Source organism: Sporolactobacillus nakayamae (assembly GCF_900113325.1).
Classification (GTDB): Bacteria; Bacillota; Bacilli; order Bacillales; family Sporolactobacillaceae; genus Sporolactobacillus; species Sporolactobacillus nakayamae.
Map to the genome: position 1 here is coordinate 206549 of NZ_FOOY01000004.1, position 13970 is coordinate 220518.

At 42.0% G+C, this 13970-nt stretch carries 14 protein-coding genes; 13 read left to right on the top strand and 1 reads right to left on the bottom strand.

Annotation, left to right across the window (positions count from 1 at the left end; all coding sequences use genetic code 11):
- Positions 1 to 3 precede the first annotated feature (3 nt).
- From BM003_RS03380 to BM003_RS03435, 12 genes are all read left to right on the top strand, one after another.
- Complete coding sequence (locus BM003_RS03380) at positions 4 to 417, top strand: phage major tail protein, TP901-1 family (RefSeq protein ID WP_177184613.1); 414 nt, start codon at positions 4 to 6, stop codon at positions 415 to 417.
- 3 nt (positions 418 to 420) lie between these two features.
- Positions 421 to 756, top strand: coding sequence for a hypothetical protein (locus BM003_RS03385; protein WP_093670102.1), 336 nt, complete (start codon positions 421 to 423; stop codon positions 754 to 756).
- Between the two features lie 95 nt (positions 757 to 851).
- Positions 852 to 1043: a hypothetical protein gene (locus BM003_RS03390; RefSeq protein WP_093670104.1), complete on the top strand. Its 192-nt coding sequence runs from the start codon at positions 852 to 854 to the stop codon at positions 1041 to 1043.
- A 38-nt stretch (positions 1044 to 1081) separates the two neighbouring features.
- A complete protein-coding gene (locus BM003_RS03395; protein WP_093670105.1) occupies positions 1082 to 3538 on the top strand; it encodes a phage tail tape measure protein in 2457 nt (818 codons plus the stop codon).
- Positions 3538 to 4401 carry a phage tail family protein gene (locus BM003_RS03400; RefSeq protein ID WP_093670107.1) on the top strand — a complete coding sequence of 288 codons (864 nt, stop codon included), beginning with the start codon at positions 3538 to 3540 and terminating at the stop codon, positions 4399 to 4401. Before BM003_RS03395 ends, BM003_RS03400 begins: the two co-directional genes overlap by 1 nt.
- Before the next feature lie 15 nt (positions 4402 to 4416).
- On the top strand, positions 4417 to 5526 hold the full coding sequence (locus tag BM003_RS03405) for a phage tail protein (RefSeq protein ID WP_177184614.1): 1110 nt from the start codon (positions 4417 to 4419) through the stop codon (positions 5524 to 5526).
- Positions 5519 to 5929, top strand: a complete 411-nt coding sequence (locus BM003_RS03410) for a hypothetical protein (RefSeq protein WP_093670111.1) — start codon at positions 5519 to 5521, stop codon at positions 5927 to 5929. The genes BM003_RS03405 and BM003_RS03410 overlap by 8 nt, the downstream gene beginning before the upstream one ends.
- Entirely contained in the window at positions 5926 to 8166 is a 2241-nt protein-coding gene (locus BM003_RS03415; RefSeq protein ID WP_093670113.1) for an SGNH/GDSL hydrolase family protein, read from the top strand. Before BM003_RS03410 ends, BM003_RS03415 begins: the two co-directional genes overlap by 4 nt.
- A gap of 42 nt (positions 8167 to 8208) precedes the next feature.
- Positions 8209 to 8925, top strand: coding sequence for a GDSL-type esterase/lipase family protein (locus tag BM003_RS03420; protein ID WP_093670115.1), 717 nt, complete (start codon positions 8209 to 8211; stop codon positions 8923 to 8925).
- Positions 8926 to 8967: 42 nt separating this feature from the next.
- Positions 8968 to 9471, top strand: a complete 504-nt coding sequence (locus BM003_RS03425; protein ID WP_093670117.1) for a hypothetical protein — start codon at positions 8968 to 8970, stop codon at positions 9469 to 9471.
- A gap of 170 nt (positions 9472 to 9641) precedes the next feature.
- Positions 9642 to 10043 (top strand): phage holin family protein, encoded by a 402-nt coding sequence (locus BM003_RS03430; RefSeq protein WP_093670119.1) that lies wholly within the window; start codon positions 9642 to 9644, stop codon positions 10041 to 10043.
- Positions 10040 to 11044 (top strand): glycoside hydrolase domain-containing protein, encoded by a 1005-nt coding sequence (locus BM003_RS03435; protein WP_143128424.1) that lies wholly within the window; start codon positions 10040 to 10042, stop codon positions 11042 to 11044. The genes BM003_RS03430 and BM003_RS03435 overlap by 4 nt, the downstream gene beginning before the upstream one ends.
- A 56-nt stretch (positions 11045 to 11100) precedes the next feature.
- Here the strand turns inward: BM003_RS03435 and BM003_RS03440 are convergent, their stop codons facing one another.
- The gene (locus tag BM003_RS03440; RefSeq protein WP_093670121.1) at positions 11101 to 11337 is read right to left on the bottom strand and encodes a hypothetical protein; all 237 of its coding nucleotides are present in this window, start codon (positions 11335 to 11337) and stop codon (positions 11101 to 11103) included.
- 548 nt (positions 11338 to 11885) lie between these two features.
- Here BM003_RS03440 and BM003_RS03445 point away from each other — a divergent pair.
- Positions 11886 to 13949 carry a peptidoglycan D,D-transpeptidase FtsI family protein gene (locus BM003_RS03445; RefSeq protein WP_093670123.1) on the top strand — a complete coding sequence of 688 codons (2064 nt, stop codon included), beginning with the start codon at positions 11886 to 11888 and terminating at the stop codon, positions 13947 to 13949.
- Positions 13950 to 13970: the final 21 nt, after the last annotated feature.

Sequence of the window (13970 nt, forward strand, 5' to 3'; positions counted from 1 at the left end):
GCATTGGCAAAAGTAAAAGGCGTGAATTGCAAGCTTTATGTGGTTGATAGTGATCCGGAAAATCCAACGATTCTTGCCGGCCAGCGTAACGCAACACTGAACCGAAGCACTGACACCATTGAAACGACTGCTAAGGACAGCGAAGGCGGCTGGAAAGAGAACGAAGCTGCGTTTAAGGAATGGTCAATTGATGCAGATGGACTGCTGGTCGAATCTGATGCGGCCTACGATACGCTTGAAGAAAAGTTCAACAACTCAGAGAAGGTAGATGTGGTCATTATTATGCAGAACGGATCCAAATATAAGGGCAAGGCAGTTCTAAATGATTTTCCAATTGAAATGCCATATGACGATATGGCCACTTATTCTTCATCATTTACGGGCGATGGTCCGTTAACTAAGACTCCGGCGGTGTAAGCGATGGAAAAAACAATCATTCAGACAAGAAATGATACTTATTTTTTACGGTTTACAATCAATGCGCACTGCGAGGCTGAGGAGATTCTAGGCATTCCGATTACCCAGTTGGGCGACAATGCCGGCATTTCAACAATGCGAACGCTTTTATATGTTGGACTGAAGCATGGCGGCCGTCCGGTTACGATGGACCAGGCAGGAAACATCATGGAACAAATCATTGAAGAAAAAGGAATGGAATTCTTCTCAACCAAGATCAGTGAAGCGGTTCAAAGATCGTTCAACAAGCAAAACAACGACAATTACAAACGCAACCAAGGCTTTAAAAAAAAGGGCTGAGCGACTACACCGAGATCATCGCTGAAGGAGTCCTGGCGTTTGGATTATCGCCTGATGAAGTCGGCGAGCTGACGTACAAGGAATATAATACGCTCATGACGCGTCATAATTTGCAAGAGCGAAATGGGCTGGAAATGCAGCGGAATGTCGTACTGAACGCAATCATTAATGCGTTCCGAAAGAAAAACGCGCGGTTCTTACCTCTTTTTGAAGAGGAAAATAAATTGACAGCAGAAGAAATTATTCAAGAACGACATGAATTGTTTGGCAGACATGATCTGACCTGACGGTTCTTTTTTTATGCTTCGGGGAAGGGGGAAACGGCATGGCTCTTATCGTCAAGATCGGCGCAAATCTAAATGACTTTGATAAACAAATGAGAAAGCTGACCAAAGATGTGAATAATGTCGGCGGCCATCTTCAGGATATTGGCGGCAAGCTGACAGCCGGGCTAACCCTTCCCCTGGCTGCAGTAGGTGCTGCATCGATAAAGACTGCGGACGACTTTCAAAAGTCGCAGGGTATGATGCAGGCGCGCCTGGGCGAAACCTCAGGACGAGCCAAAGAATTAGAATCCATCGCTCGAGACGTTTGGAAAAACGGATTCGGTGAAAATGTTCAAGCAGCAGCTGATGGCGTGACCATGGTCAATCAGAACATGAAAGGCATGAGCAACAAAGAGATCAATGGAGTGACCAAGTCCGCATTTATGCTCAGTGATGTGTTCGGATTCGATTTGAATGAATCTACGCGTGCCGGCAAAGCGCTGATGGATAACTTTGGTGTGTCCGGTACCAAGGCAATGGATCTCATTACAGTTGGTGCGCAAAAAGGCGGCGACTACTCCGGAGAACTGTTGGACACGATCTCTGAATACTCAGTTCAGTTTTCATCCATGGGTATGTCTGCGGAAGACATGTTCAATATCTTTATCCAAGGTGCACAAAACGGAGCTTTTAACCTAGATAAAGTCGGTGATGCCGTCAAAGAATTTAACATTCGCGCTCAAGACGGATCGAAAACAACGAATGATGGATTCAAAATGATCGGACTGAATGCAAATCAAATGGGTACCGCGATTGCTAAAGGCGGTGAAGATGGGCGAAAAGCATTCATGGCCACAGTTGCCGCACTCGCAAAGATGAAGGATCCAATGAAACAGAACCAGGCAGGCGTTGCCCTGTTTGGGACGCAATGGGAAGATGTCCGTGGCAAAGTGATCAAGGCCATGGATCCAGCTGTTAATAAGCTGGGCGAAGTAGATGGTGCGGCTAAACGTGCCGGCGAGTCCGCTTATAACAGTCTGGGTGATAAATTTCAACAAACCATGAGAAGCCTTGGAGAAGCGCTTGAGCCAATTGGTGAAGTATTGCTGAACATGGCCAACCAGGTGTTCCCGGTGATTCAGAATGCGGTAAGCACCTTATCGAGCGCTTTTCAATCTTTATCTCCGTCAACACAGACGTTCATTGTCGTCCTAGGTATGATTGTCGCGGCGATTGGACCAGTGATTGCTGTTATAGGAACAATGGTCATCGTATTCGGGCAGCTTTCAGCAGCGTGTACTGTTTTGGGTATAAGTGTTATGGGTACAGCCGCTAAAATGGTCGGCGCGTTCCTTCCGGCAGGAATGGGTGTGCGTGGAGCATTTGGGTTGATGACGAAAGGATTATGGCAATGGATTGCTGATCTAGGAAAAAGTATTGTTTCTGTAGTTGTTTGGTCAGGGAAAATGATAGCATCTGCAGCAGTAGCAAGCGCTCAATTCATCGCATCAATGGCAAGAATTACTGCAAGCGCTGCGGTAAGCGCCGCAAAGTTTATTGGAGTAGCAATATTGTACGGTGCTCAATGGGCATTCATAGGTATTCAAGCAACGATCAATGCGGTAAAAGTTGCAGCTGCATGGGCGTTATCGACTGGTGCCGCGATGGCCAAAGCAGTCGCTTCTATTATAGCTACTGCTGCTGTTTTTATAGCTCGATGGATCATGATGGCAGCAGGTGCTATGGCTCAAGCTGCTATTATGGCCGCTGCTTGGTTTGTTGCACTTGGCCCAATCGGATGGGTATCGGCAGCGGTCATTGCGCTTGTTGCACTAATTATTGCAAACTGGAATACAGTCAAAAAGTGGACAATCCAAATTTGGGGTTCAATATCTAACTTTTTAAGTAACTTATGGACAGGAATAAAAAGCGGCGTGTCAAGTGCTGTCAATACTGTATCGTCAGTTGTTTCAAGTGTTTGGAATGGAATAAAGTCTGTCACATCGTCCGTATGGAACGGAATTAAGAACGCCATTGTTTCCCCAATCAGTGCAGCCAAGGATAAGATTGCCGGCATTGTGAATGCGATCAAGGGCTTTTTCACCGGCATGCATCTCAGCCTGCCGAAAATAAAAATGCCGCATTTCAGCATCGATGGCAAGTTCAGCCTGGCGCCGCCAAGCGTGCCGAAGCTGAACATCAAATGGTTCAAAACAGGCGGTGTGATTAAAGGTACGCCAGGAGGAAGCCTCATTGGTGCCGGTGAAGCGGGAGATGAGGCGATTGTTCCGTTATCCAATAAGTCCAAGATGCTGCCATTCGCCCAGGCGATCGCTTCGATGATCGATCATACCGGATCCGGTACGGATGAACCAAGCGGCCCTAAATTACTGCAGTTGGAAAACATAGTCAACCTGGACGGTCATGAACTGGCGCGAATCTTGCAACCGTTACTAGATATTGCCAATGCGGATAAGATCACGATTGATGCGATCATGTCAGGGGGCGTTCAGTGATGCCTTTTGCAATGGAGACTGGATACGGCAAGACAATTAAATTAGATGCCATGATTACAAAGATGAACGGAACACAGATTATTTTGTCTGATGCAGGAATCAAGCTACGCGATTTTAATGTCAGCGCGCCGACACCACAGCATCAAACCGCTGAAGTCAGCGGAAGAGATGGTATGCAAGATCTTGGAACAACGTATGGTCCGCGGAAAATACACTGTTCCTTCTCGTTCAAGTCAATCGATCGGGCAGACTTCACCTTACTGCGCGATGAAATTTTTCAGCTCTTTGACAGCAAAGAGTCTTTTTTTATTACCGAAAACAGGCAGCCCGGCAAGCGGTGGAAAGTCAAAGTGGATGGCGATTATGCCATTGATCAATCACATCTAATCGGCCAGTTTGAAATTGATTTAATTGCCTTCTATCCCTACGCAGAATCGGTTGTGAGCACCTGCGCTGAACCAGTGAACCTGGACAGTGAAAACTGGCAAGCAATCGGCGCGGGTTTGACGATGGAAGATGATCTGCTGTACGAGCATCACGACCCTTCATTTCGAATTTGGAACGGCGGCAGCCGCACTGTAGATCCTAGGGAAAGTATGTTGGTCATTCGCTTTAGCGGCGCATCCGATGGGCTGACGATTCGAAATCAAACAACTGGCGACATTTGGAAGTATAGCGGCTCAAGCAGCAGCGGCGACCAGATTGTTCTTGATGGCGTCAAAGCATTGAAAAATGGTGCAAGCATTTTTAGTGAAACCAATTTTGCACTGATTCGGTTGCTGCCTGGTTGGAATGATATTGAAATTTCCGGAGCATCAGGCGCGTTCACGATTCAACTTGATTTTCGGTTTCTGTATTTGTGAGGAGTGGCAATGCGGATGAGAGATTTATTCATCAAGAATCTTGAAGGGAAAATCGAACGGCTGGCCGATTACTCAGTGACACGAAAACGCACGGTCAATGCGGAGAAGTCCATTGATGTGATCGTTTCTAAAACCGAGCGAAACGCGCATTCCTACCCAATGATTGCCAACGAGTGCGAGCTGGACTATGAGCACGAGCCGTACATCATCAAGCTGCTGAAAGAGAGAACCATTGGAAAAACGGTTGCTATTGCATTGACTGCGACGCACAAAATCTATGATCAGCTCTCAGACAACTATATTTACGACACGATCAGCGGGACATTTACGTTGCAAGCACTGATTACTTTTTTGCTTGCGGGAAGTGGGATCTCTTTCGAGTTAGTTTCCGATGGTTTGCCACATTCTGTCCTTGTTGAAAATTTTGGCGATGATGATTCATTTTCATTGTTAAAAAGCGCGATGGACAAATTCGGCTCGGAATACATGCCGGTCGGTAAGGATCTGTTTGTGGCCAAAGAGATCGGCAGAACAACCGATGAACAGCTGCGCTACCGATTCAACATCAGCGACCCGGAAAAATCAATCGACACCTCATCGCTCAAGACCTACATCCGGGGCTATGGCAAACAAAATGAGGACGGTTCCTACGTGGCGCAAGTCGAGTATACAAGCCCTTTGGCGAGCGTTCCTGGCATCGGCATCCGGCATGCCAAGCCGGTGCGCGATGATCGCTTTACAAACAATGAAACTCTGTTAGCGTACTGTAAAGCGCAGCTGACGGATACAATCAGTGTCTCAATAACACTGACGTATATCGAGTTGCAGGAGCTCGGCATTCAGGACATTGATTTTGGCGACTACGTTTGGTGCATCATCGAACCATTCGGCATTAAAACGAGGATTCGCGTAATGGCCATTGAGGATTACTCAAACGAAAAAGAATCTCCTAAGTTCACACTTGGGGAGCTGCGGCGCACGGCCACGCAGGTAATCAGCGGAATAACGCGAGCTTCTCGCACGATCTCAACGCTGACCATCCGGCTTGATGATGCTGTAACCGTTGCGAACACCGCGTACAATGACCGAATCATCAGCAGCAAAGTAGGTGAAGTCAATGACTGACATTGTCCAATTGAATTATCCAAACGGCGCACCATTTTATCCGAAAACGCATGCTCAGGCGGTTGATGGACTGGCTGAAGAGATTGGCGAAGCTGTAGGTGATCTCAATTATCCAGTTACAAAAGTTAACGGGAAAACCGGTAATGTGGAGCTGAACGCTGCAGACGTTGGGACATACACAGATGATGAAATTGACGACAAACTGACCGGCAAAGTCAGCAAAGTCGATGGCAAGGGATTATCAAAAAACGACTACACGGACGATGACAAAGCGGAAGTTGGGAAGATTACGGACAAACAAGACGCGATTCTGGTTTCACCTGGCGGCAGTAAATTTACTTTGGTCGTGGATGATGATGGAAACTTGAGCACAGAACCATATGAGGAAGGAGCTGGCGAATGATGAAATGGCCATACGAAAACATTGGCGTTTTGACGACACGCGCATTTCGCAATCTATTAAACAAGATCTTTGGAGACATCGGCGCAGACATGCAGGAGCAGAAGACACGAGTTGATAACCTCATCAATGGGGCTGAGCAGCCATCTGAGGTTGTTGACATGCACCTGGGCAGAGACAGCCAAACCTATCCGGTTGCAAGGGATATGGTGCTAGGAGAGCTTGCTAAAACAGAGGCAGCGCAGGCGGAAATTAACCAGGACACTGCTTCGCAGTTGGCGGAAGAGTCGACACAAAGAACAAATGCTGATATTGATTTGAATATAAGAAAAGCTGATCAATCTTTTGTGGATAGTCAATTCGCTGCCATTATTAGCGGTGCTCCCAAAGGTACTTATGCAACACTATCTTCTTTAAAAGCTGCTTATCCGAATGGGACTGACGGGGTCATGCTTGTACTTGAAGATGGCAAATGGTATTACTGGAATAGTATGGTTAATGATTGGCTGCCTGGCGGTGTTTACCAGTCGTCAAAAATTGCTGACGGTAGTATTAATCTGGAACATGTAACATTTTCAATCCCAAGTCAAAATTTATTCAGCAAAAACAAAGCAAAATCAGGAATGTCAATAAATTCTTATGGCGATGAGGTTCCGTTAGTAGGCTGTTATGCATCAGATTTTATTCCAGTAACTGAAGGAAACTGGTATTCAAGAAATAAATTTTCAGTTACCAGAATTGCCTTTTATGATATAAATAGAACATTTCTTTCTATAGCGTCTCCATCAGCATATTTTCAAGCAGTTGCAAATGCTCATTTTGTAAGAGTAAATGTCGGTAATTCGGAATTAGATGAGTATGTTATTATTGAAGGTCTTAATCCATTTTTAAACAATTCAAGGAGACTGTATGAAGGTACGAAAACACTAGATCTATCTAGTGTTCATATTGCAGAAGAATTAACCAAAAATATTTTTGACGATAATAATACTGTCTCAGGAATGGTTATCAGTTCTGGAATCCCTGTTTCATCTGTAAATCAAGAATATGTTGAAGTATCTGAATATATACCAGTAAAACCTAATACTCGATATGGGCTATTTAAATATGACGTTAAAAATGACATCGTAACACTATTGAATGACAGAAGATTAATAACGCTCGATAAAGACGGCAATGTGTTAGCATTTTATCAGAACGGAACGACGCTAGACATCACTACTGAGGCTAACTGTGTTTATATTTGCTTTAATATTTACAACGGATTTAACAATACAAGAGTTAGTGAAGATCAGAGACTGTACAGGCACATGGCTATAGAAAATTTTGACGGTACAAACCCCAATGAATTTATTCCTTATAAGCAATTGCTACACAGAAATGTACCAATGTTGCCCCTATATAATAAGTTTGATAAAGCAAAGGTTTTGAATAACGATTGGTACAATAAAGAATGGTGTTCTTATGGTGACTCTATTACTGCAATTGGTAACGGTATCTCTTTAACACTTGGTTGGCAAGCTTATGTTAATTCTTATTTTCACTTTGCGAAACACTATGGCATGGGAGTTGGTGGTCAGAGCATTGCGTGGAATACCGATACATTTTACGCAAATGAAGACGGAACATATAATTCAAGGGATGGCGGTGGAAATCCTCCTGAAGGAACAACAGAACATAAGGGGGCATTTTGTTCGTGGGAAAGAATCAAAACAATGATAAAACAGTCTGTTAACTTGATTTTGATAGAGGGTGGCACAAACGATATGGCCGAAAATGTTCCCATCGGGGATAAACCACAGTGGTCGCCATCAAATATAGCGGACAATGACTGGGTAAACTCAGAATATTATAATGGTGGAGATTTTGATATTTCCACATACAAAGGTGCTATCGCTAGCATGATTATGAAGCTACAGCGTTGGTGTCCAAATACAATAATTGTTTTAACCACACCACTAAGCGGAAACAGTCAGAATAGTCATTCTGATGGATCGAATGCTACAGATTTTGATGTTAATAGTCTTGGTCTAAGCATGGAAGATTATGCAAATGCATCTAAAGAAATTGCTCACATGTTTTCGATCCCAATTATAGATATTTATGGAACGGTTGGAATTAATCCGTTTAACAGGAACTTATATATTTCTGATGGTTTTCACCCATACAAGGAAAATGGAAAAAAAATGTTGGCGCGAGCATTAATAAGCGGAATTAAAGTTATTCAACCCATAATTTAATGTTATAATATTTAAAAATAATTGAAACGTAGGAATTTTGTTATGAAGAAAAAATTTAAAATATTGCTTGTTCTGTCCATTTTAATAAATTTGTTATGCCTTTCGTTGGGATCAGTAATTATCATTAAGAAAGGTGGGATTTCTTATATAGAACAAAAAATTAAACCAAACATATATAATGGAACACCTTTTCACGAAATAAGCAAAAGTGCTTTCTCTATTCTTCCAGTATCTTCATCATCAATAGTTTTTGCAGGAGATAGCATAACAAATTTTTGTAACTGGAATGAGTTATTTAAAGACAACACAATTATTAATAGAGGCATTCAAGGGGAAACAACGAAATTTATGCTAGACGATATGGACAATATCACGAGAGGAAAACCTGACAAAATATTTTTGATGATTGGGATTAATGATCTAGCTAGTGGAAGATCAGTATCCGATACGTTTACTAATTATAAAAAAATTATTAATGAGATTGAAAATAGATCGCCAGATACAGCTATTTTTATTGAAAGTGTGTTACCAATAAATACAAATTTGAAACATACAAAAGCGACTAATGAGGAAATCGTTCAATTTAATCAAAAAATTAGTATTTTAGCAAAAGAAAAAAAACATCATTATATTGATCTATATACGAAATTTAAAAATGATGATGGGCAACTGAGTAAAAATTTTACGATTGATGGTGTCCATTTAAATGGAAAAGGCTACTTACATTGGAAAAAATATATTAATACTTATGTGAGATAAGGGCGCTACTGCGCAATAGTCATTCTTGAGAGGGGATTTTTTATGAAGTTGAAAAAATTAAAAAGAGCAGCATTAAAAAATGTTAATCTGTTAGAAAATGATTATGATCGACTGAATAAATCACTTAGCTATGATTTGAATATAGGTATAACCAATTTTTCTGAAGAAGAAAATCGTTATTTTAATTGTCAAAGAAAAGAACGAAAGTATGCATCATTTACGATTGAACTAAATGCTATTGTCGAGCAATTGTTAAAGGATATCTATCAAAAATATTACGAAGAAGAATTCGATGGGAATGGTCATGTAATAGAAACACTTGAGAAAAAGTTAGGAAACTTTATTGAATTCGGAAAGTCTGTTAATAATAAAAACTTGGTTGCCTTGAGAAATTATATTGTTCATCAAAAATATTCGTTAGAACTAGCTAAAAAAAATGCAGAGAAATTTGATTTGGATAGGAATATGAGTAATGAAGAGTTATTTTCATTATTATTTAAAAACACCTATTCATACATTGAAAAAATTAAAAAGATCAAGGAATGAATTTTTGGGTTAAACACTGAAAACGATTTCCGTTTAAATTTATTCTTTAAATTGGAAGAAGGAGTTCCCTTGGGGCTCTTTTTTCATACCTCAATAAGGGAGTTGATCCTTTTATTTCAGACCCATTTCGGGTCTATTTTTTATGCTCAAATTTTGAAGGAGGCGTCAAAATGAATTCGTTTGAATTTCTTTATCGTTCCGCTGCTATCCTGCTTGGTGCAGCTGTTGGGTATCTGTTTGGAGGTTGGTCCATGCTGGTCAGTATCTTGCTCGCATTTATCGTTATCGATTACGTATCTGGTGTTCTGGCTGCAGCTTATCTCGGAAAGCTATCATCAAGCATTGGTTTTCACGGAATTGCGAAAAAAGCGATGATCATTGTTGTGGTTGCCGCTGCACACCTCGCGGACACTGCTATGGGAACTGAACATATTGCGCGGGATGCAGTGATCTTTTTTTATCTGGCCAATGAGTTGCTAAGCATTCTTGAGAATGCCGGGAAAACTGGGTTGCCAGTTCCGGAACAGGTTACGAAAATGGTGGACATTTTAAAAGGGGGTAAAAAGCAATGAGTGTAAAAGCGATTGATTGCGCAACAAAATTAAACAGTACGATGGCGACCGGTCTGAAACAGGCAGGCGTTCTTTATGTCGGGCGGTATCTCGGTGACCCATCTCGGTGGAAAACACTCGAACCTGCAGAAGTCAGCACACTAAAATCTGCAGGACTGAAGATCATCAGTATTTGGGAAACGGCGCCTACTAAGCGTTCCTATTTTTCAGTAGAGCAGGGGAAAGAAGATGCTCGTGAAGCCTTTAAATGGGCACGTGCCGTTGGACAACCTGAGGGAACAGCCATTTATTTCACGGTCGATTATGATGCTCAAAAAGCCAATTTTGATGAGATCAAGGCATACTTCAAAGCCGTTGCTGAAACACGTTCCGAATATAAGATTGGTGCATATGGCAGCTATGATGTGATCGAAACGCTGAGTGCAACCAGCTATGTCGATTACTTTTTTCAGACCTATGCCTGGTCTGGTGGTCGTCAATCTATCTACGCTAACCTCTATCAGTATAAAAACGGACAAAGTCTTGCTGGGGTGACCGCTGACTTCGATGAAGTGAAGAAAGCGATTGGTGAGTGGGGCGGATCCGCGGCAAAGGTGGACAAGCCCAAAGCCCAGAAGACAGCCAAGGTGAGCAAACTACTTCGTCATGGAGACAAAGGAGAATCAGTTAAGGAGCTGCAACACGATCTGATCAAAGCCGGTTATTCATGCGGAAAGGCTGGTGCCGATGGAATCTTTGGCGAGGATACGGAGAAAGCGGTCGAGGACCTGCAGCGTGTCTACAAAGTCGCTATCGACGGTATTGTGGGGGATCAAACTCGTGCGGTATTGAAAAAAGCGTTGAGCAAGAAAATAGCTAAGAAAGATCCGTATACAGTTAAGCCTGGCGACATACTAAGTGAGATCGCAGCAAAACATGATACAACAACGGCTGCACTCGCAAAGAAAAACGGAATCAAGGATCCGAATAAAATTTATCCAGGTCAGAAGATCAAGTTTTGATATAATAAAAAACCCGGCAAAGGCCGGGTATACATAGTAAGGATAATAGTCATTGTTTAATTGTTTGAAGCTGATTCAATAAGTTGAAGCCGAGTTTCCATGCAAACACAGATAAAATCTAAAACAGGATCGGTAATTTTAAAGACATCCCACCATTGCCCGGAGATCCATGTCATGCCAACTTTATTTCTGGATTCATAAACCTTTGATTTTAGACCGTCCGATAAATGTTGGATTTCCCATTCTGTCACTAGACCTTCATCAAGCACTTGTTCGATGTTATAAATTTTCATTCGAATCGCCTCCTCGTATATTTAATAGATAGGAGGGTATGTATAAAAATGGTGAGGCAAATTAAAAATATTTTTTGTGAGTTTTAAATCTTAAAACTCAATAGTAAATTAAGACGTTATGTATGATCTGACAAGAACTAAATCCATCTTGTTTTGCGCATATTTTGCGCGAGATTTTCGCTACAGTCGAATATCCTTGACCTTATCACCTTTTTCCAATGGAGTATGAATCCCTCTTCCTCCGTTGATACATATTTAATACCCATACGCAAACACCCGGAAGTAGCCGTTTAAAGGCACTTCCGGGTGTTTTATTATTTTTTGATCGTCAACGAAAAGCAAAGAATATCAAAACATTTTGCATTAATTTTGCACTGCAAATGATTTTTGACAGAAGATCAATGCAACTTTAAAATGAGGATATGCTTATAGGTAGAATGCTGAGAAATTTCTTACCAATAGATTATTGTTGATTGTTCTTAAACTGCGGGAGAAGCACGAATAAATAGATAGAATTAATTGATGAACTGCGCTTAGGAGGGGAAAAAGTGGTCCAGGAAACAGCAAAGAACAAAAGAAAAAAGAACAATCTGCCGCTAAGGCTGAATATACTTTTTCTTGTTGTGTTTTTAGCGTTCGCCGGGCTGATTTTACGGCTTGGCTATGTCCAAATTGTCAAAGGCGATTATTATAAAGGACTTGCGAATGCAAGCAAAACGCAGTCAGCGCGTATTGAGTCGGCACGTGGGCGAATTGTCGATACGAACCATGTCACGCTCGCGGATAATAAAGCCGAGCTCGCTATTGTCTTTATTCGAAATGCTGGAATCAGTGCACAAGAGAGCCTGGGGTACGCCCGGAAATTAGCCAACTTTTTAACTGTTGATGCTGATGTGATTAAAAAGGTCTCTGATCATGATAAACGCGAATACTACATTCTGACAAAATTTAAGAAATTGAGTAGTGCATATGATAAATACCTAAGCCCGGCTGAACAGAAAAAATATGCAAAGAAGCAGAGCAAGGCCTACAAGCTGCTTTTATCTCGAGTACCAAAATCAGAACTAAAGGGTTATTCAAAAAAAGATGTGCAGATCATGGCGATCCAGCATGCGTTTAATCAAGCGTCCAATTTGAGCCCTTATATTATTAAGAGAGGATTGAAGGTCAGCGACAAGGAATACATTAACGTCGTTGATCATCTAAGCGATTTTAACGGGGCTATTCAAACCGCAGATGTTTCTTCACGAACATACATTAAAAATAAACCATTCTACGTTGGGAAAATGGGGCCTATTCCTGAAGACAAAATTACGGGGTATCTGGCTCAGGGTTATAGCCGCAATACTGATGTTGGAATCAGTTATCTAGAGGATCAATATGAATCCTATTTACGCGGGGTTCCAATGACTCTTACTTATGATACGGAAAAAGGACTTCCCGTTGGAAATCCAACAGTAAAGGATGGAACACGCGGAGACGACTTGCAGCTTACTGTTGATATCAGGCTGCAAAAGAAGCTCGACCAAGTATTGGAACAGAATATATTGTCCGCGCGTTCAGAGGGAAATGGACAAAATAACAGCGCATACGCAGTGATGATGAATCCGAAGACAGGAGCCATTCTGGCAATTGGTGGAAAGAAATATGAAAATGGCAAGTTCACGGATGTATCCAGTGACTCGATTACCTCACAATTTGAAATGGGATCTGCGGTTAAGGGTGCGACGGAATTGATCGGGTTTCAGCATAATGCGGTGCCTTCTCAATTTCATGATATGCCAATCAACTATCGAGGAACAAAAAAATATTTCAAATCATGGGAAGTCAGCGGTTTAGGTACATTAACACCTGAAACGGCATTGCAATTTTCATCTAATGTTTTTATGGCGAAGATCGTTTCTAACATGGCAGGAATTTCTTTGATCCCGTCTGGGGGGGAGTACATCGCTAGAACTCCTTATGTAACGAATCCTAAATTTATTAAGGCGATTAATGATTTGCGAAACGGATACAGCCAATTCGGACTTGGTGTCAAGACTGGGATTGATCTTCCGACAGAAGGAACGGGATATAACGGTGGTATGCCTGATACTCCCGGGGTCATTCACCAGTATGCAATCGGTCAGTTTGACACGTATACTCCGCTGGAAATGGCTCAATACATTTCGACGATCGCTAACGGTGGATACAGAATGCAGCCGCATTTACTTGAATCTGTTCACGAACCGGAAAGTGACGGAGAGAATCTAGGAAATACGGTTTATCAATTTGAACCGAAAGTATTGGGCACCATTGGTAATAGCAAGCATGATCTTGCACGAGTGCAGCATGGATTGTACCTTGTGACACATGGCGCAAGAGGGACGGGAAGTGTATTTAGGGAGCAGGGCCAAAAATATAAAGTAGCTGCTAAAACAGGTACTGCGCAGATCGATGAGAAGGATTTAAGTCTTTACAATGAAACGCTCGTTTCCTATGCACCTTATGACGATCCACAAGTTGCTATTTCTGTTGTTGTTCCTAAAGTAAGAGCGGGACACCAAAATCAGCAAATTGCTCTTGAGATGTATAAGGAGTATGACAAGTTTTATCATTATACGAGTAAATAATCGTTGCATGAATAAAATGGG